Raw genomic sequence first — 25,528 nt, 5'->3', positions numbered from 1 at the left:
GTGCTGCCGGCATTCACGCCGGGCCGCCCCGCAAGCGGATCCCTGACCGGGGATTGTCCGGCACCGCCGAGCGCGTGGCCCGCTGAAATGCCTCCAGAAGGGCAGCCACGTTGACTTGGATGCGGCGCGCTCTTGTGTCACACGGCGGACAGCACGACGACAGCGGCCAGCACCACCCATGCCAGGTAGGCGAGGAGGCAGAACCTGTCCGGCCATCCGATTCGGATCTCTGGCGAGCCGCCCAGCCCGCGGGCTGGGGCCGCGGCAATGAGGAACCACGTCAGGCCGACCCATGGGACAGCGGATGCGATCGCGAGTGCCACGCCAAGCGCGGTCGCCACCCCGATCCCCGCGAACAGTGCGGCCGGGGAAGCCGGCGAGCAACACCCCGCCAAGCACCGTGTGCACCCTGCCCACGGGTGTGGCCTGAGCGCGCGGAGTCATGATCGGATCGGCGTCGATGAACGCGGCACCGAGCGCGCCCAGTGCGACGGCGGCCAAGGCGATGGTCCACGCGCCACCGAACGGCCACAAGGCGACATTCGTCGCCGCGAGCCGATGGCCATCGTGACGAACGCGAGGCGCATCACCCACCCGTGTCGCCCCAGGGAGTATTCGCTGATCATCCGCCAGGACGGGTCATACTCGGGCTCGAGAACGTGAAGGATCGCGATCAGCCCCACCGTGATCCCGCAGGCGACGAGCGCCGTCATGGCGGCGATGGCAGCGACGCTCAAGCGGCCATACCTCCAGCGACCACGGCATCCTCCTGCGCGGCACTCTATCCCGCAGGTGGCTCGCGGTCCCACCCAGCCGAAACACCCTTCGACTCATCGCGCTCGAGCGTGGAGTACTCCGCGACGAGATCGGGGTCACCAACAGCAGTACGGAGGCGCATGCTGCCGCCGGCAGTGGGGACTTCGAAATAGTTCCAACGCGGGCTGACCAAACTCGGTGCGCCGACCTCGAATTCGACGCTCCGGACCACTCCTGGCCCGTCTAAGAGGTGTGCTCGTGCCACCTCCGTGCCATTCCGAAGGGCTATTGACGTCCATCTCCGGCCTCCTCTGTCCTTTGGGAGCCGGCACGAGAAAGGCCCGGATCCGCGCGATTCCGCGGATCCGGGCCTGAACTCAGCCCCTTCGGGCGAGGTACCTCAGGAAACGTCTAGAAGTCCCAGTCCTCGTCTTCGGTGTTGACGGCCTTGCCGATGACGTACGACGAGCCCGACCCCGAGAAGAAGTCGTGGTTCTCGTCGGCGTTCGGCGAGAGCGCCGAGAGGATCGCCGGGCTGACATCCGTCACGGTCTTCGGGAACATCGGCTCGTAGCCGAGGTTCATGAGCGCCTTGTTCGCGTTGTAGTGGAGGAACTTCTTGACCTCCTCCGTGAGGCCGACGCCGTCGTAGAGGTCCTGCGTGTACTGCACCTCGTTGTCGTACAGCTCGTACAGCAGCGAGAACGTGTAGTCCTTGAGCTCGTCGCGCTTCGCCTGGTCGACGAGCTCGAGCCCCTTCTGGTACTTGTACCCGATGTAGTAGCCGTGCACGGCCTCGTCGCGGATGATGAGGCGGATGATGTCGGCCGTGTTCGTGAGCTTCGCCTTGCTCGACCAGTACAGCGGCAGGTAGAAGCCCGAGTAGAACAGGAACGACTCGAGCAGGGTGGATGCCACCTTGCGCTTGAGCGGCTCGTCACCCCGGTAGTACTCCATGACGATCTCGGCCTTGCGCTGCAGGTTCTCGTTCTCGACGCTCCAGCGGAACGCGTCGTCGATCTCTTTGGTCGAGCACAGCGTCGAGAAGATCGACGAGTAGCTCTTCGCGTGCACCGACTCCATGAACGCGATGTTGGTGTACACCGCCTCCTCATGCGGGGTCAGCGAGTCCGGGATGAGCGAGACCGCGCCGACCGTGCCCTGGATCGTGTCGAGCAGCGTGAGGCCCGTGAACACGCGCATCGTGAGCGTCTGCTCCTCGGGGGTGAGCGTGTTCCACGACTGGATGTCGTTCGACAGCGGCACCTTCTCGGGCAGCCAGAAGTTGTTCACCAGGCGGTTCCAGACCTCGAGGTCCTTGTCGTCCTGGATCCGGTTCCAGTTGATCGCGTTGACGTGGCTGACGAGCTTCAGCTTGCCGCCGGCGTGCGCGGGGTCGTTCTTCGCCGAGTTGACCGGGTCGGTGAGGGTCATGGGGTGCCTCTTTCGTTGTTGCGATCGTCAATACAGTGCCGGCACGTCTCTTTGAAGACGCCCTTGTTCGTGTGATGGCGGGTGTGAGCACTGCGAACACTCGATGGCATGGGCCGGCCTCTGAGCGCGGCCGATTTCTTTGCGCGATCTTCTGGGCTCATCGTCTTGCCGAAGTTCGGATTGTTTTCGCCCCGACGCATCTCGGAAAGACGAGCGCGCGACTCGGGGGACATCCTGTGGCCGAAGCTCGGGTGGGCTTCTCCAAACTTGCCGAAGTTCGGGTTTGCCTCACCGGTATTCGTACCCTTGCGCATTGCAGACCACTTGGCCTTCTGCTCATCCGAGTGGGTATGGCCCCAGCGCGGTGAATCTGGACCCGTCAAGTGGACACCCGTTGGTCGACCGCGGGCGCGGTCACCAGCGGCAATGCGCTGCTCTTCGGTCCATACATGCCCGTTAGGTCCTTTGCCGCCATCGGACAGGTTGAGGAGCCGATGCCCCTCCAAACGCATGCGGGCAATCCATTCGATCTCTGAAGCCGCAAGATCATCGAGCCCTGTTGTGACGACAGCGAGCGGTATCGCGAACGCGTTCTCGCGCCCATTCTTCCGGAGCCAGTCGTAGAACGGAGTCTTTCGCTTCCCTGAAGCGGCCAGCCTGAAGTGCTGGCGCTCTCTTGCCGTTACTGAGTCCGTCGTCATTCCGACATAGCGGAACTCGTCGCTGTCGTACGTGCGAAATGCATACACACCACCGATGAACGGAACGTACGACGACGCGAGAACGCGGGCCATTTCAATCTCTTCCGACTCAGATCACAGCGTGCAGCTGACGCAAAGATCCAGCTCCGTGCCCTCGAGCGCCATCTGCCGGAGCCGGATGTAGTAGATGGTCTTGATGCCCTTGCGCCACGCGTAGATCTGCGCCTTGTTGATGTCGCGGGTCGTCGCGGTGTCCTTGAAGAACAGCGTGAGCGAGAGGCCCTGGTCGACGTGCTGCGTCGCGGCGGCGTACGTGTCGATGACCTTCTCGTAGCCGATCTCGTACGCGTCCTGGTAGTACTCCAGGTTGTCGTTCGTCATGAACGCCGCCGGGTAGTAGACGCGGCCGAGCTTGCCTTCCTTGCGGATCTCGATCTTCGAGGCGATCGGGTGGATCGACGCCGTCGAGTTGTTGATGTACGAGATCGAGCCGGTCGGCGGCACCGCCTGCAGGTTCTGGTTGTAGATGCCGTGCTCCTGGATCGACGCCTTCAGCTCCTGCCAGTCCTGCTGCGTCGGGATGTGCACGTTCGAGTCGGCGAAGAGCTGCGTGACCTTCGCGGTCGCGGGCACCCACGGGGCATCCGTGTACTTGTCGAAGAATTCGCCCGACTTGTACTTCGAGTCGGCGAAGCCGTCGAACACCTCGCCGCGCTCGATCGCGATGCGGTTCGACGCGCGCAGCGCGTGGAACAGCACCGTGTAGAAGTAGATGTTCGTGAAGTCGACACCCTCCTCCGAGCCGTAGAAGATGCGCTCGCGGGCGAGGTAGCCGTGCAGGTTCATCTGGCCGAGGCCGATGGCGTGCGACCGGTCGTTGCCGTCCTCGACCGACCGCACCGACGCGATGTGGCTCTGGTTCGACACGCTGGTCAGGCCGCGGATCGCCGTCTCGACGGTCCGGCCGAAGTCGGGCGAGTCCATGGTGAGCGCGATGTTCAGCGAGCCCAGGTTGCAGGAGATGTCCTTGCCGATCTCGGCGTACGAGAGGTCCTCGTTGTACGTCGTCGGCGTGTTCACCTGCAGGATCTCGCTGCACAGGTTCGACATGTTGATGCGGCCCTTGATCGGGTTCGCCTTGTTCACCGTGTCCTCGAACACGATGTACGGGTAGCCCGACTCGAACTGGATCTCGGCGAGCGTCTGGAAGAACTCGCGCGCGTTGATCTTCGTCTTCTTGATGCGCGGGTCGTCGACCATCTCGCGGTACTTCTCGCTGATCGGCACGTCGCCGAAGGGCTTGCCGTAGACGCGCTCGACGTCGTACGGCGAGAAGAGGTACATGTCCTCGTTGTTCTTCGCGAGCTCGAACGTGATGTCGGGCACGACGACGCCGAGCGACAGCGTCTTGATGCGGATCTTCTCGTCGGCGTTCTCGCGCTTGGTGTCGAGGAACCGCATGATGTCGGGGTGGTGCGCCGACAGGTACACGGCACCGGCGCCCTGGCGCGCGCCGAGCTGGTTGGCGTAGCTGAACGAGTCCTCGAGGAGCTTCATCACGGGGATGATGCCGCTCGACTGGTTCTCGATCTGCTTGATCGGGGCGCCCGACTCGCGGATGTTCGAGAGCAGCAGCGCCACGCCGCCGCCGCGCTTGGAGAGCTGCAGCGCCGAGTTGATGCCGCGCGCGATCGACTCCATGTTGTCCTCGATGCGCAGGAGGAAGCACGAGACGAGCTCGCCGCGCTGGGCCTTGCCCGTGTTGAGGAACGTCGGGGTCGCGGGCTGGAAGCGGCCGGCGATGATCTCCTCGACGAGGTCGGTCGCGAGCTGCTGGTCGCCCTGCGCGAGGCCGAGCGCGGTCATGACGACGCGGTCCTCGAAGCGCTCGAGGTAGCGCTTGCCGTCGAACGTCTTGAGCGTGTAGCTCGTGTAGTACTTGAATGCGCCGAGGAAGGTCTCGAAGCGGAACTTCTTCGAGTAGGCCAGGTCGTTGAGCTCCTGGATGAACTCGAACGGGTACTGGTCGAGCACGGCCTGCTCGTAGTACTCCTTCTCGACGAGGTAATCGAGGCGCTCCTTGAGCGAGTGGAAGAAGACCGTGTTCTGGTTGACGTGCTGGAGGAAGTACTCGCGCGCCGCCTCGCGGTCCTTGTCGAACTGGATCTTCCCGTCCGCGTCGTAGAGGTTCAGCATCGCGTTGAGCGAGTGGTAGTCCATCCCGCTGCTCCGGCGCGGTGCGTCGACGAGTGCTACGCCGTCAGTTGCTGCTGCGTTCGCCAAAATGCGTCCAATCCCTGGTCGACGACGCTCACGTCGTCTGGTGTTCCGAACAGTTCGAAGCGGTAGAGGTGCGGTACGTGGCACTTGTCGGCGATGATGTCGCCCGCCTTGCCGTAGCCGGTCCCGAAGTTGGTGTTGCCGGCGCTGATCACGCCGCGGATGAGTGCCCGGTTCTCCGGGTCGTTGAGGAAGCGGATGACCTGCTTCGGGACGGCTCCCCTACCGTCGCCTCCGCCGTAGGTCGGGACGATGAGCACGAACGGCTCGCTCGCGCGCAGCGGCGCATCGCCGCTGCGGAGCGGGATGCGCTCGGCCGGGCGACCCAGCTTCTCGATGAAGCGGTGGGTGTTGCCCGAGACGCTGGAGAAGTAGACGAGATTCGTCACGGTGTCTCCGTCAGTCGATCAGCTTCGCGGTCCTGGTCATCGGCCGGGCTCCCCTGCCCGCCTCTGGCCGGTGGTCGAGGAGCGCCGACGACGTCGACGCGTCTCGAGACCTGAGACCGGGATGGCCCGCTACGCCAGGCGCGACGCCAGTTCGGCGATCTTGTCGGGGCGGAAGCCCGACCAGTGGTCCTCATCGGTGATGACCACCGGCGCCTGCTGGTACCCCAGTTCCTTCACCTGCGCGAGGGCCGCCTCTTCGAGCGTGAGGTCGACGACCTCGTACTCGATGCCCTTGCTGTCGAGGGCGCGGTAGGTGGCGTTGCACTGGACGCAGGAAGGCTTGGTGTAGACCGTGACCGTCATGAGTTCCCCTCGTCGTTCGTTCGGCTCCCTGGGGAGCCGTTCCCCCCGGTGTTGCGATGTCTCTTCGATACTACATCTTGTGTTCGGTGAACTGAATGACCCCAAGATGCTGTAGTTACATTCGTGTAGTTTTCCACCGGTTCATCCACAGTCCATCCCCAGCCCGATCCCCCGGTGAACCGCGGATTCCCGCGGTGGTCGACCCGGTTCTCCACAGCTGGGGAACTTCTGGCGAAGTTCTCCTGTGAGCGGATGGCCCGGCGTGTCGCCCGGACCCCTAGTACCCGGTGGCCGACTCGACCCCTACATGTGGTGTTGCAGAAGCCATGCTGCCACCACCCACCCACATCGGAGCGAGCCCCCTCGCGTGTCGCCACCCGGCCTGCCCTCGACCCTGTCGGGAGGCATCCGATCGGCCTACGCTGCCACCTGAGGGGGCGACCATGACCGAGTACGCGACGAGCGCCGACGGCACCAGGATCGGATACGACCGCGAGGGCGCGGGGCCGCCGGTCGTGCTCGTCGCGGGCGCGATGCAGTTCCGCGCGTTCGACCCCACGACGCGCGAGCTCGCGCACCTCCTCGCAGGGCACGGCTTCGACGTCGTGAACTACGACCGCCGCGGGCGCGGCGACAGCCCGGCCGACCCGCCGATCACGCTCGCGCAGCAGGTCGAGGACCTCGCCGCCCTCGTCGACGTGCTCACCGAGGGAGCCGACGACGCCGTCGCCCTCGTGGGCAACTCGTCGGGCGCCGCGATCGCCCTCGCCGCCGCCGCGGCGGGCCTGCCCGTCTCGCGACTCGTCCTCTTCGAGGCGCCGCTCGACGAGGACGAGGGCCCGGGCGGCGCCGAGTTCCTCGACGGGCTCCGCGCGCGCATCCGCGCCGGCGACCACGACGCGGCGGTCGAGTTCTTCATGCGCGACATGCCGCCGGCATGGCTCGCCGCGGCGAAGGCGGGCGAAGGATGGCCCGTCATGACCTCGATCGCCCCGAGCCTCGAGGCCGACGCCGAGGCGCTCGCGTGGACCCAGTCGGCGCCGCGTGCCGACCTCTGGCGAGGCATCCGCGCGAAGGCGCTCGTGCTCGTCGGATCCGAATCCCTCGACCTCATGCACGCGGCCGCCGACTCGATGGTGCGGGCCCTGACGGATGCCGAGCGCGGAACCGTCGAGGCGCGCGATCACCGATGGGAACCGCGCACGCTCGCGATGGCGATCGCGGCCTTCCTCGTGGACTGAGCCGCCAGGGCCCGGGCGTCCGGATGCGGGGCATCCGAGCGCGTGGCAGGTGAGCGCGGGGCATCCGAGCGCGTGGTCGCAGGCACGCGCGCTCCGGCGAGCGCGATGCCGAAGAGCGCCAGGGATGCCACAGCGGGCAGCGGCGCGAACCCGACGACGAGCGCGAGGCCCACGCCGAGGATGCCCGCGAGCACCGCTACGGGAACCGGCACGGTCCGCCGGATCAGGGACGCGATCGTGCGCACGCGGGGACGCAGCGCCGGCCGCCGGGCGGGACGCCGCGCCGGCCGCCCGGCCCCGCCCGACGCTCGCCGCCCGCCCGACTCCCGCCGCCCGGCCGCCGCCCGCCGCCCGTCCGACTCGAACCGCGCGAACCCGCGCACGACGACCGCCGTCGCGACCGCCGCCGCCACGAGCCACGCCGGCCGGCTCGCCCACCAGTCGTCCGAGAGCGGCACGGGCAGGTCGAAGCCGGGAACCCCGTCCAGCACGAGCAGCCCGCCCGCGAGCGCGACGAACACCGGCAGGTGCCAGAGGTAGAGCGTCATGCCCCACGTGCCGAACCGGTCGACGACCGCCGCGCTCCGCGGCCGCACGGCCAGACGCCGCAGCCGAGGCAGCGCGATCGAGAACCCCATCAGCTGCGCGACGCCGAGCAGCACGAGCGCCGCGGTCGGCGGGTTGAGGTTCTCGTACAGGTCGGGCGAGTAGGTGCCGACGGTCGTGAGCACGAGCAGCACCGAGACCGCGACGGCCGCGACGAGCAGGCGTGCCCGACGGGACATCCGATCGATGCGTCCCTCCGCGAGCAGGAAGCCGCCCTGCTGCGCGAGCACCCAGACGAACGCGAGGTTCGCGAACCCGATCGCCTCGACGCCGGTCGACGCGCGCAGCACGTCGACGCCAACGACCGCCGCGGCGAGCGCGCCGGTCACGACGAGCGGATGCCTCGCGTGCAGCCACGCCATCGCGGGCACGAGCGCGGTCGCGCCGAGGTACACCGCGAGGAACCAGAGGGGCTGGCCCATCCGGTACCCGGCGGTCGCGACGAGTTCGGGCGGCACGCCCGCGGCCGCGAGCCCGGCGAGCAGCGTCGCGACCACGACCACGAGCGCGGCCACCGGGCGGACCAGTCGGACGATGCGCGTGCGGACGAAGTCCGCCGCCGTTCCGCCCTGCGTGCGGCGACGCTGCCAGGCCGTCCAGCCCGCGTACCCGCCGATCACGAAGAAGAGCGGCATCACCTGCACGACCCAGGTGGCCGGCGCGAACCACGCCCAGGATTCCATGGCGTTCTCGAGCACCGGGCCGTCCGGCCCCACGCTCACGCCGACCATCATCGCGTGCAGGACGAAGACGACGACGAGGCAGGCGGCGCGCGCGAGGTCGACGCCCGCATCGCGACCGACGGCCGGCGCGGGGATCCCGTGTCGGCCGGCGGCGGCGGCCGCGGCGGGCTCGGGAGCCGCGGGATCGGGCGCGACGGGATCGGGCGCGACGTCCGCGAGCGCGGCGGGCGCGGCGGGTTCGGCTGGCGGCGCTGCGGGCGCAGCAGGCGCGACGAGGAGGGTCACGATCGGCTCCGGTCCGGGCGGCGTCTCCGCCCTGCCCGCACGCTACGAACGCGGTGGCGCGCGCCGCATCACCCGCCCGAGCGGTCCGCCACCCCTACCGGCGTACGGGTCGCGGACCGCTCAGCGCTCGGCCCGGACCAGCCCGGTGTCGTACGCGAACACCACGGCGTGCACGCGGTCGCGCAGCCCCAGCTTCTGCAGGATCTTGCTCACGTGCGTCTTCACGGTCTGCTCGGCGATGAACAGCTCGGCCGCGATCTCCTGGTTCGTCCGGCCGCGCGCGACGAGCTCGAGCACCTCGCGCTCGCGGGCCGTGAGCGCCGAGAGCAGGTGCGTGTCGACGGTGGGCGCGGGCGCGCGACGCGCGAAGTCCTCGATCAGCCGGCGGGTCACGCTCGGCGCGAGCAGCGCCTCGCCCGCTGCGATCACGCGCACCGCGCGCGCGACCTCGTCGGGGAGGGCGTCCTTCAGGAGGAACCCGCTCGCACCGGCGCGCAGCGCCTCGTGCACGTACTCGTCGATGTCGAAGGTCGTCAGCATGAGTACACGGGGAACGTGGTCGCTCGAACGCGGCGGCACCTGGAGCATCCTGGTCGCCTCGATGCCGTTCAGTCCCGGCATCCGCACGTCCATGACGACCACGTCGGGACGCAACTCGTGCGCCATCCGCACCGCCTCCCCGCCGTCGGCGGCCTGGCCGACGACCCGGATGCCGTCCTGCGCGTCGAGCACCGCCGCGAAGCCCGCGCGCACCATCGCCTGGTCGTCCGCGATGAGCACGGTGATGGTCACGACCCGCGCTCCCGCCGGTCGGCGGTCGTGGTCGCGGGCCGGGTCGTGCCGGGTCCGCCGGGTCCGCCGACCGGCAGCTCCGCGCGCACGCGGAAGCCGCCCGAGGGCAGCGGGCCCGTCACGATCAGGCCGCCGACCATCCGCACGCGCTCGCCCATCCCGAGGATGCCGTGCCCGACGGCACGGCCGGTCGAGGATGCCCCGCCCGACGCGGCCGGCTCGCGGAGCGCGGTCGCGTCGGCTGCGTTGTCGGCGTCGGCTTCGGCGTCGGCGTCGGGTGCGGCGTTCTGGATGCTCACGATCACGGCCGACCGCTCGACGCCGAGCAGGACGTCGGTGCGCGCACCCGGGGCGTGCCGCAGGACGTTGCTCAGCGACTCCTGCACGACCCGGTACGCCACCTGCCCGACGACCGGACCGCCGGGGAGGTCGTCCGCCATCCGCAGTTCGACGGGCAGGCCGGCGTTCCGCACGCTCGCCACGAGCGCGGGCACGTCGCCGAACCCGGGCTGCGGCGCGGTCTGGGCCTCCCCGTCCGGATCGCGCAGCACCGAGAGGAGCCCGCGCATCTCGCCGAGCGCATCGCGTGCCGCCTGCGCGATCTCGGCGAACTCGGCCGCGACCGGCGCGTCGAGGCCGGGGAGGCGGTACGGCGCACTCGTCGCCTGCACCTGGATCACCGACATCCGGTGCGCCACGACGTCGTGCAGGTCGCGCGCGATCCGGGTGCGCTCCTCCGCGAGCAGGCGTCGCTCGTGCTCGACGGCCCCGTGGCGCCGCTCCCGGTCGATCGCGGTCGCGAACCGCACGTGCGCGATGGCGGCCGCGTGCCCGAGGCCGATGACGCCCGCGCTCACGGCCGCGCTCGTGACGAGGCTCGCCACGACGCCGCTCGGGGTCGCGCCGCGATCCGGCAGGAACGCGACGCCGAGCGGGATCGCCGCGGCGCCCGCCCAGAGCGAGAGGGCCGCCCACCCGTGGCCGCGCCACGCGAGGAGCCCGCCGAGGAGCGCGACCGTGATGAGCTGCGGCACGCTGACCGGCCACGGCGCACCCGACACCGCGACGCTGCCGAACACGCCGAACAGCACCTGGCCCGCCAGGAGCGACCCGACCGCGATCCACGGCCAGCGCATCGCGAGCGGCAGGCACGCCGTCTGGAGGAGCCCCACGCCGAACGCCAGCGCGACGGGCAGTCCGTACATCGAGGCGTCGAGCGGCACCGACACGGCGTACAGCGCGACCGACGAGAACACGACCGCGACCCACGTCAGCACCTCGCCCGGCCACGCATCGGTGTCGACGGGCAGGCGGCGCGAGCGGGCGGGGCGCACGGCAGCGGCGGGCCGGCCGGAGGACTGCGGCGGCAGCGGCAGCGGCAGCTCGGGCGGGAGCGGCGGCTCCGGCGGGAGCGGCGGCTCCGGCGGAAGCGGCGGCTCCGGCTGGTCGAGCGGCAGCGCCGGGTCGAGCGGCAGCGCCGACTCGGGCAGGTCCGGCGGCTGCGGCGGCTCGGGCGGTTCGGGCACGGCGGAGGCGATCATCACCCCACTCTCCCTCCTCGCCCCGCCGCACGCATCGCGCCGCGGAGCGATTCCGACCCCCTACCGCGGTACGGGTCCGGCACCCGCGCGCGGCCCGCCGGCCGGGGCATCCGTCAGCCCTTCGCGCCCTTCGCCGCCGCCTTCGCGGCCTGCTTCGTCGCGCGCACCTTGGCGAGCGATTCCGAGCTCGTGATGTCGGCGACCGAGCGGAAGCAGTCGTCCTCGCCGTAGGCGCCGGCGGCTTCGCGCCAGCCCGGGGCATCCAACCCGCACTGCTTGCCGAGCAGGGCCAGGAAGATGCGCGCCTTCTGGTCGCCGAATCCCGGCAGCGCCTTCAGCCGCTTCAGGACCTCGCCGCCGCTCGGGTCGCCCTCGGTCCAGATCGCGGATGCCTCGCCGCCCCAGTCGTCGCGCACGGCGACCGCGAGCGCCTGCACCCGACCCGCCATCGACCCGGGGTAGCGGTGCACCGCGGGCGTCTGGCGGAAGACCTCGAGCAGGCGCTCCGGATCGGTCGACGCGATCGCGCCGGGCTCGATGCTGCCGAGCCTCGAGCGGATCTTCTCCGGGCCCGCGAACGCCGTCTCCATCGCCACCTGCTGGTCGAGCAGCATCCCGACGAGCAGCGCGAACGCGTCGCTGCTCAGGAGCTCATCGGCCGCCGCCTCACCCGTGATGTGCAGTGCCATGCGTCCCATTCTGGCGCGCCGGCAGATGCCCCGCAGCCCGCGCCGATCGGATCGGCGAGCGGCGAGGGTCGCGGCATCCGGCCCGAAACGAGAGGATGCCTCGCATGGACTGGAAGATCGAACTCATCCATGTGCCCGTCTCCGACGTCGATCGAGCGAAGGAGTTCTACGTCGACAAGCTCGGGTTCAACGCGGACCACGACGTTCGCGTCTCGCCCGAGCTGCGGTTCGTGCAGCTGACGCCGCCCGGCTCGGCGTGCTCGATCGCGATCGGCGAGGGACTCGGCGCGACGCTCGCACCCGGATCGCTCGACGTGATCCAGGTCGTCGTCGCCGACGCCGACGCCGTGCTGGCCGAACTCCGCGCGAAGGGAGTCGACGCGCAGGGCGTCGACGACCAGGCCTGGGGTCGGTTCGTCACCCTCGCCGACCCCGACGGCAACCGCTGGACCCTCCAGCAACTCCCGCCGCGCGACTAGCTCGCCCGCACCGGCCTGCCTCCGCCCGGACCCCGCCCCGACCCCGCCCTGACCCCCGCGGTGTCACTTCGTGGTGCCCGTGCCAGGTCCTACTGGCACCGGCCGGACGAAGTGACACCGCGGGGCATCACGCGCGCGGGATGCCTGCCTCGCTCAGGAGCGCCGCGAACACGGCCGGCTGACGGAGTGTCGCCCACTCCCACCTCGTGACGGCGTACCCCTGCCGGCGAAGCGCGTCTTCGCGGAGCTTCTCCCGGACCACGACCGAGCCGGGGTCGGTGCCGGAGACCTCGCGGCTCCGGGTGTACTTCAGCAGGCCGTCGAACTCCCCGATGTGCCGGATGCCGCGCCAGAGGAAGTCGACCTCGGCGAATGAACCGAGGATGCCGTCGATCCGAACCTGGAGTTCGGGCGGCCGGAACCCGAGTTCCTGGATCCGCACGCGGCTCAACGATTCGCCGGGCGACGCCGCGAGCGGGCTCGCGAACTCGACGGCGGCGACGGCCCGACGCAGCCCGCGCATCGGACGCCTCTCTGCGAGGTCGGCCAGCACCGCCGCTCGCAATGCCTCGACTGCCGCCCCGCGATCGACCGCAGCAGATGCTGCCGGGTGAGCGCCCGGCCTCCCGACCATCCCCGGTCCCGCCGGTCCTCCGAAGTGGACCCGCTGGAGCGCGGCATCCAGCATCGGCACCGACGAACTCCACGGCTCGGCGAGCGCGACGTCGGCCAGCGTCCTGCTGAGCGAGGTGACCGTCACGCCGTCGACGGTTTCGGTGCGCGGCGGCGGACCCGCGCGGTGGACCGAACGCCGCCGCCCCCGCCGACCGCCGGTCGCCGTCGGGTCCACCGTGTGCACGGTCGCAGGTCCGCGACCCACGAATGGGAGTCGATGCACCGCGGCAGCGGACCCGTGCGAGAACACGAGGTCGCCGACCGCCTGCGCCTGCTCGGCCCGCACCCGGATCCGATGGCGCTCCTCAGCCGAGGCGTCCCAGCGGCGGGATTCGACGTACACTCCGCGTCGCACGCGGACGAGCGCGCCGGTCTCGACCAGGCGGGCGACCGTCGCGGCGGGGCATCCGATACGGCGCAGGTCCTCGGCGCGGATGATGCCGTGATCGACGGCGCCGAGTGCCGCGAGCAGATCCTCCATGCGCCCAGCGTGATCCCGCGCTGCGGCGTGGTCGCGATGCACGCCGCGACGATGCCATCCACCGCGGGCGAAGCCGGCTCGGGAGGAGCAGTCGTCCACTCCCCGCGGTGTCACTTCGTGCATCCGGTGCCACGAACAACTGGCACCGGGCGCACGAAGTGACACCGCGAAAGGTGGTCCGCCGGGCGGGGGGCGGGGCGCGGCGCGGAGGCCCCCGCGCGGCTACCGCCGCGGCGGGGCCGTCGACTCGCGGACCGCGAGGGACGGGCGGCGGGCCACCGAGTCCGGGGCGTCCGCGCCGTGGCGCAGCACGTCGAGCACGGTCGCCATGATGTCGCGGCCGAGGGCGTCGAAGTCCTGCCGCACGGTCGTCAGCGGCGGGGCGAAGTACACCGCCTCGGGGATGTCGTCGAAGCCGACCACGCTGAGGTCGGCGGGCACGGCGACGCCGGCCTCGCGGCATGCGTGCAGCACGCCGAGGGTCATGTGGTCGTTCGCGACGAACACCGCCGTCGCGTCCCGATCGGCGAGCAGCGCGCGCCCGGCCGCGTACCCGGACGCCGGCAGCCAGTCGCCCGCGATCGGCTCGTGCACCGCGAGGCCGTGCTCGCGCAGCGCCTCGGCCCAGCCGCGGCGGCGTTCCGCGGCGTCCATCGAGTCCGCCGGTCCGGTCACGTGCCGGATCTCGCGATGCCCGAGCCCGATGAGGTGCTCGACCGCGAGCCGGGCGCCCGCGACCTGGTCGATCGAGACGCGGTGCATCCCCGGCTCGGGCTCGCTCGCGAGCGCGACCACGGGCACGCCGGCGTCGACCTCCCGCAGCACCTCGACCGCCTCGCGTTCACCCGCGATGAGCACGATCGCCTCGACCCGCTGCGCGGCGAGCCGGTGGACGGCCTGCATGATGCTGTCGGCGTCGACCGACCGCATGCTCGCCTGGCTGACGATGTACCCGGCCTCGCGCGCGGCCTCGTTGAACCCGAGTGCGGCGTTCGACGGCCCGAAGTCGGGACGGCCCGCCTGGATGAGCCCGACCGAGTTGCTGCGCCGCATCGCCATCGCGCGCGCGGTCGGCGACGGCGTGTACTTCAGCTCGGCGATCGCCGCTTCGACGCGGACCCGCGTCGACGGCGCGACGCCCGAGAGCCCGTTGACGACGCGCGAGACGGTCTGGTGCGAGACGCCCGCGATGCGGGCGACGTCGAACATGGTCGGCGGTCCCGCGGTCTCGGGCGCCGGGTCGGCTGCCCCGCCCCCGGCGGACGCGGCCGACGACGCGGCCGACGCAGCGGATGCCCCGCCGGCCGACACCCCCGACGACGCGGATGCCCCGGCCGCGGCATCCGCTGCGCCCGAGGCATCCGTCGTCGACATCGCTCTGGACCTTACAGGCCCTGTGCGAGGCGGTAGTACGCCTGGTTCCAGCGCACCTCGTCCTTGAACCCGCGCACGGTGGTGTCCTCGTCGATGACGAGGAGCTCGACCTTCGCCATCTCGGCGAAGTCGCGGAACACCTCGACGCCGACCGCGGTCGTCATCACGGTGTGGTGCGCGGCGCCCGCGGTGAGCCACGCGGCGGCCGACGTCTTGAAGTCGGGGGCCGGCTTCCAGATCGCGCGGCCGACGGGCAGCTTCGGCAGCGCGGCGCGCGGCTCGACGTTCTCGACGACGTTCGCGGTGAGGCGGAACCGGTCGCGCATGTCGCTCATCGCGACGACGACGGCGGGGCCGGGGTCGGCCGTGAAGACCAGGCGCACCGGGTCCTCCTTGCCGCCGATGCCGAGCGGGTGGATCTCGAGCGACGGCTTCGCGGTCGTGATCGACGGGGCGACCTCGAGCATGTGCGCGCCGAGGATGACCTCGTCGCCCGGGGTCATGTCGTAGGTGTAGTCCTCCATGAGGGTCGCGCCGCCGGGCAGGCCCGCGCCCATCACGTTGGCGACGCGCACGAGGATCGCGGTCTTCCAGTCGCCCTCGGCGCCGAAGCCGTAGCCCTCGGCCTGGAGGCGCTGGACGGCGAGGCCCGGGAGCTGGCGCAGCGCGCCGAGGTCCTCGAACGACGTCGTGAACGCGCCGAAGCCGCCCTCCTCGAGGAAGGTGCGCAGCCCGATCTCGATCGCGGCGCCGTAGCGGAGCGACTCGTGCCGCTCGCCGCCGCGGCGGAGCTCGGGCGCGACGTCGTACTCGTCCTCGTAGAGCGCGACGAGCTCGTCGATCTCGGCGTCGGATGCCGCGTGCACGGCGTCGGCGAGCTCGTTGACGCCCCACGTGTTGACCTGCACGCCGAACCGCAGCTCGGCCTCGGTCTTGTCGCCCTCGGTGACCGCGACGAAGCGCATGTTGTCGCCGAAGCGCGCGAGCTTCAGGCTCCGGACCGCAGCGAGGCCGGCGGCGGCGCGCTGCCAGGTCGCGAGTTCCTGCTGCACGACCGGGTCGCTCGCGTGGCCGACGATGGTCTTGCGCGGCACGCCGAGGCGGGTCTGGATGTACCCGAACTCGCGGTCGCCGTGCGCGGCCTGGTTCAGGTTCATGAAGTCGAAGTCGATGTCGGCGTACGGCAGTTCGACGTTCGCCTGCGTGTGCAGGTGCGCGAGCGGCTTCTGCAGCGCGTCGAGGCCGGCGATCCACATCTTGGCGGGGCTGAACGTGTGCATCCACGCGACGACGCCGATGACGTTCGGCGCGGCGTTCGCCTCGAGGACGACCTGCTTGATCGCGGCCGAGTCGGTGAGCACGGGCAGCCAGACGACCTTGACGGGGACGCCGTCGGCGGCGTCGAGCGTCTCGGCGATGCGCTGCGACTGCTCGGCGACCTGCGCGAGCGTCTCCGGGCCGTAGAGGTGCTGGCTTCCGGTGAGGAACCAGACCTCGTACTGGTCGAGCGAGGTGGTGAGCGGGGTGCGGGCCATGGCGGTTTCCTTACTGGTGCGTGGGTGGTGACGTCGGTGGATGCCGCGCCGGGGGCGTGGCGAATGCGTCAGAGCGCGGCGACGGCGGCCGCCTCGGCGGCGAGGCCGGCGCGGTAGCGGTCGAGGTAGGCGGCGAAGCCGGCGACATCCGCCGGGTCCGGGTCGGCGACGTCGATCGCGGCGCCCGCGAAGACGTGCTGCTCGAGGTAGGTCCCGAGGTCGGGGCCGTCGCCCTCGTCGGCTGCCGCGAGGTAGGCGCCGAGCACCGCGATGCCCCACGCGCCGCCCTCGGACGCCGTCTCGCCGACGGCGACCGGCGCGTCGAGCGCGCCCGCGAGGAAGCGCTGCGCGACGCCCGCGGTGCGGAAGATGCCGCCGTGCGCGAACATGCGGTCGAGCTCGACGCCTTCGTCGGCGAGCACGCGCATGCCGAGCGCGAGCGTGCCGTACACGCCGTAGAGCTGCGCGCGCATGAAGTTCGCGAGCGAGAACCGGCTGTCGGGCGTGCGGACGACGAGCGGGCGCCCCTCCTCGAGGCCGGCGATCGGCTCGCCGGCGAGGTGGTTGTAGGCGAGCAGGCCGCCGGCGTCGGCCTCGCCGTCGAGCGCCTCGGCGAACAGCGCGCCGAACACCGCATCGGCGTCTCCGGCGACCGGCGACCCGGTCACCGCGGCGAAGCGGGAGAACAGTCCCACCCAGGCGGCGAGCTCGGATGCCCCGTTGTTGCAGTGCACCATCGCGACGGGGTCGCCCGCGGGCGTGGTCACGAGGTCGACCTCCTCGTGGGCCTTCGCGAGCGGCCGCTCGAGCACGACCATCGCGAAGATGCTCGTGCCGGCGCTGACGTTGCCGGTGCGCGGTGCGACCGCGTTGGTCGCGACCATGCCGGTGCCGGCGTCGCCCTCGGGCGGGCAGAACGGGATGCCGGGCCGCAGCGCGCCGGTCGGGTCGAGGAGCGCGGCGCCCTCGGCGGTGAGCTCGCCCGCCCGCCGGCCCGCGGGGAGCACCTCGGGCAGGAGGTCCGCGACCCGGAGGCCGGGCGCGTGCGGGGCGGCGAGGCCGTCGTAGACCGCGACGAGCGCCTGGTCGTAGGTGCCGGTCGCCGAGTCGATGGGGAACATGCCCGAGGCGTCGCCGACGCCGAGCACGTCCCGGCCGGTGAGCGCCCGGTGCACGTAGCCCGCGAGCGTCGTGAACGACGCGAGCCGCGGCACGTGCGGCTCCCGGTCGAGCACGGCCTGGTGCAGGTGCGAGATCGACCAGCGGAGCGGGATGTTCTGCTCGAACGCCGCGCTCAGGTCGGCGGCCGCGCGACCGGTCGAGGTGTTGCGCCAGGTCCGGAACGGGACGAGCAGGTCGCCGGCCTCGTCGAACGCGAGGTAGCCGTGCATCATCGCCGAGACGCCGATCGCGCCGAACGTCGTCGGGCGCGCGCCGTGGCGGCGCTCGGCGTCGGCGACGAGGTCGGCGTACGCGGCCTGCAGGCCCGACCAGACGTCTTCGAGCGAGTAGGTCCAGGTGCGGTCCTCGTAGCGGTTCTCCCACTCGTGGCTGCCGACGGCGAGCACGCGGGTCGGGTCGGCGGCGTCGACGAGGCAGGCCTTGATGCGCGTGGAGCCGAGTTCGATGCCGAGGGACGTGCGCCCCTCGAGGATCGCGGCGCCCGGGGCATCCGTCGTGGTCGTGGGCTCGCTCATCGTCGGGCGTCTCCTGACTGTCCGTAGACGTTCTGGTATCGCGCGTAGAGCGCGTCGATCCGGTCCTGCGGGATCGGGATGAGGGGGCCGGCCTCGCGCGCGAGGTGGACGGTGCGCGCGACGTCCTCGACCATGACCGCGGCCTTGACCGCGTCCTTCGCGTTCACGCCGATCGTGAACGGGCCGTGGTTCTGCATGAGGACCGCACGCGACCGGTGGCCGCTCAGCGTCTCGACGATGCCACGGCCGATCGAGTCGTCGCCGATGATCGCGAACGGCCCGATCGGGATCGGCCCGCCGAACTCGTCGGCCATCGCCGTGATCACGCACGGGATCTCCTCGCCGCGCGCCGCCCACGCGACCGCGTAGGTGGAGTGCGTGTGGACGACCCCGCCGACGCCCGGCATGTTGCGGTACACGTACGCGTGGGCTGCGGTGTCGCTCGACGGGCTGCGCTCGGAACCCGGTGTGCCGGGGATCGCGTTGCCGTCGAGGTCGCAGAGGATCATGTTCTCGGGCGCCAGGTCGTCGTACGAGACGCCCGACGGCTTGATCACGAACAGGTCGGCGCCGGGGACCCGGCCCGACACGTTGCCGCCGGTCCAGACGACCAGGCCGTAGCGGGTCAGCTCGCCGTGCAGCGTCGCGACCTCGGCGCGGACCCGGGCGATCGCGGCCTCGACCTCGGGGGTGAAGGCGGGCGTCGCGGCGCTCACGCGGTCACCGCCGGCGTCGCCGAGGGAGCGGTTCGGATGCCCCGCTGCGGGCCGCCTGCCCCGGGGCCCGTGCCCGCCGCCTCCACTGCGGCGGGCACGGCCTGTCGAAGGACACGCACGTCCCCCGGGCTCTGGTGCGCTGACGCGCTGGGAAGGATGCCCCTGCCGACATCGATCGCGGATCGCTGAGTGCCTGCCGGCATGGTTCCAGACTCCTTCGTCGCCGTTCGTGAGCGCTAACAACACCCGATGTTAGCGCTCACGAGGCTGCCGCGCCAGCCGAAGCGGACGATCGGCTGACGATCGGCCGGCGGGCGCGCGAACGACCCGTAGGCAGACGCGGACGATCGTCGGCCAGACGCGACGGAGGGCCCCCGCCAGTGGCGGGAGCCCTCCGTGAACCCGGGCGGAAGCCCGGTGGATGCCGCGGGTCAGCGACCGCCGGAACGGCGACGGTTGTAGACGTCGAAGGCGACGGCCAGCAGCAGCACGAGGCCCTTGACGACCTGCTGCCACTCGATGCCGATGCCCATGATCGACATGCCGTTGTTCAGGACGCCGATGATCAGACCACCGATGATCGCGCCGCCGATGGTGCCGACGCCGCCCTGGACGGCCGCGCCGCCGATGAACGCCGCCGAGATCGCCTCGAGTTCGAAGCCGTCACCGGCCTTCGGGCCGGCGAGGTTCAGTCGCGCGGTGAAGATCAGGCCCGCGAGCGCGGCCAGCAGGCCCATGTTCACGAACAGCCAGAAGTCGACCTGGCGGGTCTTGATGCCCGACAGCTCGGCCGCGTGGCGGTTGCCGCCGATCGCGTAGATGTGGCGGCCGAACACGGTCTGGTTCATCACGACGCTGTAGATCAGCACGAGCGCGCCGAGGATGATCAGCGTGACCGGGATGCCCTTGTACTGGGCGAGCGCGTACGCGAACCAGCCGATGGCGGCCGACACCAGCACGAGCTTGGTGACGAACCACACCATGGGCTCGACTTCCTGGCCGTACTTCTGGCGCCCGGCGCGAGTCCGGAACTGCTGCACGATGAGCAGGATGATCGCGATCGCGCCGATGCCGAGCGTGAAGAAGTCGAGGTCCTCCGTCGACATGCCGAACACGTTCGAGACGAAGCCGTTGCCGAGGGCGCGGTACTCCGGCGGGAAGTTGCCGATGTTCGCGTTGCCGAGGGTCACGAGCGCGAGGCCGCGGAAGATGAGCATGCCCGCCAGGGTCACGATGAACGCCGGGATCCCGACGAACGCGACCCAGAAGCCCTGCCAGACGCCGACGAGCGCGCCGATGCCGAGCGACATGAGCACGCCGAGCCACCAGGGCAGGCCCCAGTTCACGATGAACACGCCCGAGCAGGCACCGACGAACGCGGCGACCGAACCGACCGACAGGTCGATGTGGCCGGCGATGATCACCATGACCATGCCGATCGCCAGGACCAGCACGTAGCCGTTCTGCACGACCAGGTTCGAGATGTTCTGCGGTCGCAGCAGGATGCCCTGGGTCAGGATCGTGAACAGGACGACCACCGCGAGGAGGGCGATGAAGATGCCGTTCTTGCCGAGGTCGGCGAGCACGTGCGAGAGCCAGTTGCCGACCCTGCTGTTGGACGGATTGACGTTGCCGCCGACGGCGTTCGACTCGGTCGGCGTCTGCGTTGGTGTGTTGGTCATCGGATTCTCCTGATGAGTCCGCCGGTCAGCGGGGCTTTTCCATGGTCATGAGCTTGAGCATCGACTCGGGCGTGGCCTCGGCGGCCGTCTGCTCACCGGTGATGCGCCCTTCGGAGAGGGCGTAGATCCGGTCGCAGATGCCGAGGAGTTCGGGCAGCTCGGAGGAGATGACGATGACGCCCTTCCCCTCGGCCGCGAGCCGGTTGATGATCGTGTAGATCTCGTACTTCGCACCGACGTCGATGCCGCGCGTCGGCTCGTCGAGGATGAGCACCTCGGGATCGGCGTAGATCCACTTCGACAGCACGACCTTCTGCTGGTTGCCGCCCGAGAGCTTGCCGGTGGGCACCAGGACGTTGGGCGCCTTGATGTTCATCGACTTCCGGAACTCGTTCGCGACCTGGTACTCGGCACCGTCGTTGACGAGTCCGCCCTTCTCGAGCTTCTTCAGCGACGCCATCGAGATGTTCCGCTTGATGTCCTCGATGAGGTTGAGGCCGTACGTCTTGCGGTCCTCGGTCGCGTAGGCGAGGCCGTTCTCGATCGCCTCGGACACGGTGCGGGTCTTGATCTCCTTGCCGCGGAGGAACACCCTGCCCGAGATCTTCGCGCCGTACGAATGGCCGAACAGGCTCATCGCGAACTCGGTGCGACCGGCGCCCATGAGCCCGGCGATGCCGACGATTTCGCCCGCCCGCACGTTGAGGTTCACCGCGTCGACGACGACGCGCGAGGGGTCCTGGGGGTGGTGCGCCGTCCACTCCTCGACCCGGAGGATCTCCTCGCCCAGGTTCGGCGTGTGGTCGGGGTACCGGTGCTCGAGGTCCCGGCCCACCATGTCCTTGATGATGCGGTCCTCGGTGACATCCTGCTTGGCGATGGTCTCGATGGTCTTGCCGTCGCGGATGACGGTGACGGTGTCGGCGACCTTCTTGATCTCGTTCAGCTTGTGGCTGATGATGATCGACGTGATCCCCTCCTCCTTGAGGCTGAGGATCAGGTCGAGCAGGTGATCGGAGTCCTCGTCGTTGAGCGCCGCGGTCGGCTCGTCGAGGATGAGGACCTTGACTTCCTTCGAGAGCGCCTTGGCGATCTCGACGAGCTGCTGCTTGCCGACGCCGATGTCGAGGATCTTCGTCGTCGGGTTCTCTCGGAGCCCGACGCGCTTGAGCAGCTTGCTCGCCTCGAAGTTGGTGCGGTTCCAGTCGATGAGGCCGCGCGTCTTGAGCTCGTTGTTGAGGAAGATGTTCTCGGCGATCGAGAGGAAGGGGCTGAGCGCCAGCTCCTGGTGGATGATGACGATGCCCTTGGCCTCGGAGTCGAGCAGTCGCTTGAACTCGACGGTCTCCCCCTCGAGGACGATGTCGCCGTCGTAGGTCCCGTGCGGGTAGACGCCCGAGAGCACCTTCATCAGGGTCGACTTGCCGGCGCCGTTCTCGCCGCAGATGGCGTGCACTTCGCCGCGTTCGACCTCGAGGTTCACGTTCGAGAAGCGCCTTGACCCCGGGGAAGGTCTTCGTGATGCCGCGCATCTCGAGAATGTTGTCTGTCATCCTTGCTCCTGCTTCGTTGCCGAGTGACGAGACCTGCCGGTGGGGGAAGCGTATCGCTCCCCCACCGGCCGGTCACGAGGAACGGCTGAATCAGCCGGCGATTTCCTCTTCGGTCCAGTAGCCGCTGTCGACCAGGACCTCGGTGATGTTGTCCTTGACGACGATCTGCGACTCGAGGAGGTACGACGGGACGACCTTCACGCCGTTGTCGTAGTCCTCGGTGTTGTTGACCTCGGGCTCCTCGCCGTTCAGCAGGGCGACGGCCATGTCCACGGCCACCTTGGCAAGGTTGCGGGTGTCCTTGAAGATGGTCGAGTACTGCTCACCGGCGTTGATCGCCTGCACCGAGTTCAGCTCGGCGTCCTGGCCGGAGATGATCGGCCACTCGGCGCCGACCTCGTAGCCGGCGTCGGTGAGGGCCGAGATGATGCCGCGCGAGAGGCCGTCGTAGGGCGACAGCACCGCGTTGACCTTCGAGCCGTCCGAGTAGGTCGAGGTGAGGAGGTTCTCCATGCGCTCCTGCGCGACCTCGCCGTCCCAGCGGAGGATGGCGGCCTGCTCGAAGTCGGTCTGGCCCGACTTCACGACGAGCGTGCCCTCGTCGATGTACGGCTGGAGGGTGTCGATCGCGCCGTTCCAGAAGAACGTGGCGTTGTTGTCGTCGGGCGAACCGGCGAACAGCTCGATGTTGAACGGACCGGCGGGGGCGTCCGAAGCGGGCGCGCCCTCGAGGTCGGTCAGGCCGAGGCCCTCGAGCAGCGACGTGGCCTGCTGCACGCCGACCTTGTAGTTGTCGAACGACGCGTAGTAGTCGACGTTCTCCGTGTCGCGGATGAGGCGGTCGTAGGCGATGACGGGGATGTCCGAGTCGGCGGCGGTCTGGAGGACCTCCGACAGGGTCGTGCCGTCGATCGAGGCGATGATCAGCGCCTCGGCGCCCTTGGTGATCATGTTCTCGATCTGCGAGACCTGGGTGGGGATGTCGTCCTCGGCGTACTGCAGGTCGACGGTGAAGCCCTGGGCCTCGAGCTGCTCCTTGACGGCGTCGCCGTCCTGGATCCAGCGCTCCGACGACTTGGTGGGCATCGCAACGCCGACGAGGCCGCCGTCGCCGCCGCCCTCGCCGCTGTCGCCGCCGTTGCTGCCGGAGCAAGCGGCGAGCGCGAGCATCGAGCCCGCAGCCAGCGTCGCGAGGAGCACCTTCTTCGTGGTCTTCACGGTGTGTCCTTTCACTGTGTCATTCATGGACGTCGTTGTCTTGGTGACAGTCGGATGCGGCCGCGTCCATGCCGATCGCATCCCTCGCGCCGTCCGCACTGGGGCGGAGGTCGCAAGATCTAGGCGGCGCCGGGCGGCGCCGTGCCCGCCTTCTCCTTCGTGCGAGTGCGGGTGGATGCCCCGCCGCGCGGCCTGCGCGCGTCGGAAGCTTGTCCGTAGACGTTCTGGTACCGGTCGTACAGCCGATCGATCGATTCCTGCGGAATCGGGACCAGTGGTCCCGCCTCGCGGGCGAAATGCACGCTCCGCGCGACATCCTCGACCATGACCGCGGCCTTGACCGCGTCCTTCGCGCTCGAGCCGATCGTGAACGGACCGTGGTTCTGCATGAGGACCGCGCGCGACCGGTGGCCGCTCAGCGTCTCGACGATGCCGCGGCCGATCGAGTCGTCGCCGATGATCGCGAACGGCCCAATCGGGATCGGCCCGCCGAACTCGTCGGCCATCGCCGTGATCACGCACGGGATCTCCTCGCCGCGCGCCGCCCACGCGACCGCGAACGTCGAGTGCGTGTGCACGACGCCGCCGACCTCGGGCATGTGCCGGTAGACGTACGCGTGCGCGGCCGTGTCGGACGACGGCGCCCGCTCGGACCCGGGCGTTCCCTCGATCACGTTGCCGTCGAGGTCGCAGAGGATCATGTTCTCGGGCGCCAGGTCGTCGTACGAGACGCCCGACGGCTTGATCACGAACAGGTCGGCGCCGGGGACCCGGCCCGAGACGTTCCCGCCCGTCCAGACGACGAGGCCGTATCGGGTGAGCTCGCCGTGCAGGCGTGCGATCTCCGCACGCACCCGGGCGATCGCGACCTCGACCTGCGGACCGAACGTGCTCATGCGCCCACCGCCGGGGAGTGCGTCCCGCGACCGGCGTCGCGCTGCATGCGCGTCCGGGCATCGGTCTGGGACACGGAGACTCCTTCGTCGTGGGGCGGTGGATCGAGAGCCGATGTGACGAGGTGATGTGACCGTTCACATGGCGCGTCTCATCGTAAACCCAGTTCGGCGCAGACTGTCAACTCCGGAAGGTCACGGCTCGATAACCGAACGGAGCGGGTCCTCCGGAACGGCGCCGGATCGCGAAGCGCGCCCGATCGCGAACCGCGTCGGGATCGCGGACGGCCTCGGGATCACGGACGGCGTCGGATTCCCGGACGGCTCAGAACGCCGGCGCGCCCGTCGTCGAGCGGACCACGAGCTCCGGCACGATCACGCGCGGCTCCTCCGACTCGTCCTCGTCGCCGTCCTCACGATCCCGCCCGGCCGCGAGCAGCGCGGCCACGCAGCGCCGGCCCAGCTCGGCGAAGTCCTGCCGCACGGTCGTCAGCGGCGGCGAGAAGTGCGCCGCCTCCGGGATGTCGTCGAACCCGACGATGGACACGTCGCGCGGCACCTCGAGTCCCGCATCGCGGACCGCATGGATGAGCCCGAGCGCCATCTGGTCGTTCGACGCGAACACCGCGGTGAAGTCGCGGACGGTCAGGAGCTCGCGCCCGGCGTGGAACCCGAAGTCGGCCGTCCAGTCGCCCAGGATCGGCGCCGTGGTCGGGACATCCTGCGCGCCCATCTCCTCGAGGAAGCCGCGCATCCGCAGCTCCGCCTCGATCCAGTCCTGGGGCCCCGCGAGGTGGTAGATGCTCCGGTGGCCGAGGTCGATCAGGTGGCGCGTCGCGAGCCGCGCGCCGGCGACCTGGTCGACGCTCTGCACGTGCAGCGGGTCCCGTCGGGTCGACTGCAACGTGACGTACGGCACGCCGACCTGGAGCTCGGCGAGGGTGTCGAACACCCTCGCCTGGGGCGCGATGACGACGAGCCCCTCGACGCCCTGCGCGGTCAGGTGCGCGATCCCCTCGGCGATGCCGGCGGGGGTCGACGAGTCCACGTTCACGGTGCTGACCCAGTAGCCCGCCTCGCGCGCGGCGCGCTCGATCGCCGCGATGCTCGTCGACGGGCCGTACTGCGCGCGCGTGCTCTCGGCGGTGAGGACCCCGAAGGTGCGCGAGCGGCTCGTGACGAGCGCGCGCGCCGCACGGTTGGGCGTGTACTGCAGCTCGGCCATCACCTCGAGCACGCGCTGCTTGGTCTCGGGGCGGATGCTCGGATGGTGGTTGAGCACCCGGCTCACGGTCTGGTGGGAGACCCCCGCCAGGCGCGCGACATCTCGGATGCTGGGGGCACGGCCTCGGGGTGCGTCGTCGGACACCTGACCTCTTCCGGAACTTCGGGCATGCGCACGGTCACACGGTGCGCTGGCACCAGTATTGCACCGCGTTCGGGGGTGATGTGACCGTCACATGTG

Annotated in this window: 21 protein-coding genes and 1 pseudogene; 2 read left to right on the top strand and 20 right to left on the bottom strand. The window is 70.2% G+C overall.

Features of this window, described 5'->3' with window-relative positions; translation table 11 throughout:
- Positions 1-440: 440 nt before the first annotated feature.
- From ACDF64_RS08245 to nrdH, 6 genes are all read right to left on the bottom strand, one after another.
- Entirely contained in the window at positions 441-737 is a 297-nt protein-coding gene (locus tag ACDF64_RS08245; RefSeq protein ID WP_394554755.1) for a DUF998 domain-containing protein, read from the bottom strand.
- A gap of 430 nt (positions 738-1,167) precedes the next feature.
- Complete coding sequence (gene nrdF, locus ACDF64_RS08240) at positions 1,168-2,190, bottom strand: class 1b ribonucleoside-diphosphate reductase subunit beta (RefSeq protein WP_394554754.1); 1,023 nt, start codon at positions 2,188-2,190, stop codon at positions 1,168-1,170.
- A complete protein-coding gene (locus tag ACDF64_RS08235) occupies positions 2,187-2,984 on the bottom strand; it encodes an NUMOD3 domain-containing DNA-binding protein (RefSeq protein ID WP_394554753.1) in 798 nt (265 codons plus the stop codon). Before ACDF64_RS08235 ends, nrdF begins: the two co-directional genes overlap by 4 nt.
- A 21-nt stretch (positions 2,985-3,005) precedes the next feature.
- Positions 3,006-5,111, bottom strand: coding sequence for a class 1b ribonucleoside-diphosphate reductase subunit alpha (gene nrdE, locus ACDF64_RS08230; RefSeq protein WP_394554751.1), 2,106 nt, complete (start codon positions 5,109-5,111; stop codon positions 3,006-3,008).
- Positions 5,112-5,143: 32 nt separating this feature from the next.
- Positions 5,144-5,560, bottom strand: a complete 417-nt coding sequence (gene nrdI, locus ACDF64_RS08225; RefSeq protein WP_394554750.1) for a class Ib ribonucleoside-diphosphate reductase assembly flavoprotein NrdI — start codon at positions 5,558-5,560, stop codon at positions 5,144-5,146.
- A 129-nt stretch (positions 5,561-5,689) separates the two neighbouring features.
- Positions 5,690-5,923 (bottom strand): glutaredoxin-like protein NrdH, encoded by a 234-nt coding sequence (gene nrdH / locus ACDF64_RS08220; protein WP_394554748.1) that lies wholly within the window; start codon positions 5,921-5,923, stop codon positions 5,690-5,692.
- Between the two features lie 443 nt (positions 5,924-6,366).
- Here nrdH and ACDF64_RS08215 point away from each other — a divergent pair, with 443 nt between their 5' ends.
- Positions 6,367-7,164: an alpha/beta fold hydrolase gene (locus ACDF64_RS08215; protein ID WP_394554746.1), complete on the top strand. Its 798-nt coding sequence runs from the start codon at positions 6,367-6,369 to the stop codon at positions 7,162-7,164.
- Here the strand turns inward: ACDF64_RS08215 and ACDF64_RS08210 are convergent.
- The 4 genes from ACDF64_RS08210 to ACDF64_RS08195 all read right to left on the bottom strand — a co-directional run bounded on the left by ACDF64_RS08210 (position 7,107) and on the right by ACDF64_RS08195 (position 11,769).
- Positions 7,107-8,738, bottom strand: a complete 1,632-nt coding sequence (locus ACDF64_RS08210; protein WP_394554743.1) for an acyltransferase — start codon at positions 8,736-8,738, stop codon at positions 7,107-7,109. The two genes, ACDF64_RS08215 and ACDF64_RS08210, sit on opposite strands and share 58 nt — an antisense overlap.
- A 120-nt stretch (positions 8,739-8,858) precedes the next feature.
- Entirely contained in the window at positions 8,859-9,530 is a 672-nt protein-coding gene (locus ACDF64_RS08205; protein WP_394554741.1) for a response regulator, read from the bottom strand.
- On the bottom strand, positions 9,527-11,071 hold the full coding sequence (locus tag ACDF64_RS08200) for a sensor histidine kinase (RefSeq protein WP_394554739.1): 1,545 nt from the start codon (positions 11,069-11,071) through the stop codon (positions 9,527-9,529). The genes ACDF64_RS08205 and ACDF64_RS08200 overlap by 4 nt, the downstream gene beginning before the upstream one ends.
- A gap of 113 nt (positions 11,072-11,184) precedes the next feature.
- Positions 11,185-11,769 (bottom strand): HhH-GPD-type base excision DNA repair protein, encoded by a 585-nt coding sequence (locus ACDF64_RS08195; protein ID WP_394554738.1) that lies wholly within the window; start codon positions 11,767-11,769, stop codon positions 11,185-11,187.
- Positions 11,770-11,864: 95 nt separating this feature from the next.
- On the opposite strand from ACDF64_RS08195, the gene ACDF64_RS08190 reads away from it, so the two are divergent.
- Positions 11,865-12,239, top strand: a complete 375-nt coding sequence (locus ACDF64_RS08190; RefSeq protein ID WP_394554736.1) for a glyoxalase superfamily protein — start codon at positions 11,865-11,867, stop codon at positions 12,237-12,239.
- Between the two features lie 127 nt (positions 12,240-12,366).
- Here ACDF64_RS08190 and ACDF64_RS08185 read toward each other — a convergent pair whose 3' ends face one another.
- The 10 genes and pseudogenes from ACDF64_RS08185 to ACDF64_RS08140 form a co-directional block, all read right to left on the bottom strand.
- Positions 12,367-13,395: a type IV toxin-antitoxin system AbiEi family antitoxin domain-containing protein gene (locus ACDF64_RS08185; protein ID WP_394554735.1), complete on the bottom strand. Its 1,029-nt coding sequence runs from the start codon at positions 13,393-13,395 to the stop codon at positions 12,367-12,369.
- A gap of 222 nt (positions 13,396-13,617) precedes the next feature.
- Positions 13,618-14,769, bottom strand: coding sequence for a LacI family DNA-binding transcriptional regulator (locus tag ACDF64_RS08180; protein ID WP_394554734.1), 1,152 nt, complete (start codon positions 14,767-14,769; stop codon positions 13,618-13,620).
- Between the two features lie 11 nt (positions 14,770-14,780).
- The gene (araA, locus tag ACDF64_RS08175) at positions 14,781-16,304 is read right to left on the bottom strand and encodes an L-arabinose isomerase (RefSeq protein WP_394554732.1); all 1,524 of its coding nucleotides are present in this window, start codon (positions 16,302-16,304) and stop codon (positions 14,781-14,783) included.
- A 68-nt stretch (positions 16,305-16,372) separates the two neighbouring features.
- Positions 16,373-18,001, bottom strand: coding sequence for a xylulokinase (locus tag ACDF64_RS08170; protein WP_394554729.1), 1,629 nt, complete (start codon positions 17,999-18,001; stop codon positions 16,373-16,375).
- Positions 17,998-18,717 carry an L-ribulose-5-phosphate 4-epimerase gene (locus tag ACDF64_RS08165; protein ID WP_394554728.1) on the bottom strand — a complete coding sequence of 240 codons (720 nt, stop codon included), beginning with the start codon at positions 18,715-18,717 and terminating at the stop codon, positions 17,998-18,000. The genes ACDF64_RS08170 and ACDF64_RS08165 overlap by 4 nt, the downstream gene beginning before the upstream one ends.
- Before the next feature lie 431 nt (positions 18,718-19,148).
- Complete coding sequence (gene mmsB, locus ACDF64_RS08160) at positions 19,149-20,399, bottom strand: multiple monosaccharide ABC transporter permease (RefSeq protein WP_394554726.1); 1,251 nt, start codon at positions 20,397-20,399, stop codon at positions 19,149-19,151.
- A 25-nt stretch (positions 20,400-20,424) separates the two neighbouring features.
- Positions 20,425-21,952, bottom strand: a pseudogene (gene mmsA / locus ACDF64_RS08155) (multiple monosaccharide ABC transporter ATP-binding protein).
- Between the two features lie 90 nt (positions 21,953-22,042).
- On the bottom strand, positions 22,043-23,122 hold the full coding sequence (gene chvE, locus ACDF64_RS08150) for a multiple monosaccharide ABC transporter substrate-binding protein (RefSeq protein ID WP_394555085.1): 1,080 nt from the start codon (positions 23,120-23,122) through the stop codon (positions 22,043-22,045).
- Between the two features lie 167 nt (positions 23,123-23,289).
- Entirely contained in the window at positions 23,290-24,066 is a 777-nt protein-coding gene (locus tag ACDF64_RS08145) for an L-ribulose-5-phosphate 4-epimerase (protein WP_394554724.1), read from the bottom strand.
- Between the two features lie 322 nt (positions 24,067-24,388).
- Positions 24,389-25,432, bottom strand: a complete 1,044-nt coding sequence (locus ACDF64_RS08140) for a LacI family DNA-binding transcriptional regulator (protein WP_394554723.1) — start codon at positions 25,430-25,432, stop codon at positions 24,389-24,391.
- Positions 25,433-25,528 lie beyond the last annotated feature (96 nt).

Origin of the sequence: Agromyces sp. MMS24-JH15 (genome assembly GCF_043518605.1) — a bacterium.
GTDB lineage: Bacteria > Actinomycetota > Actinomycetes > Actinomycetales > Microbacteriaceae > Agromyces.
This window is presented reverse-complemented; position numbering and strand designations above follow the sequence as displayed.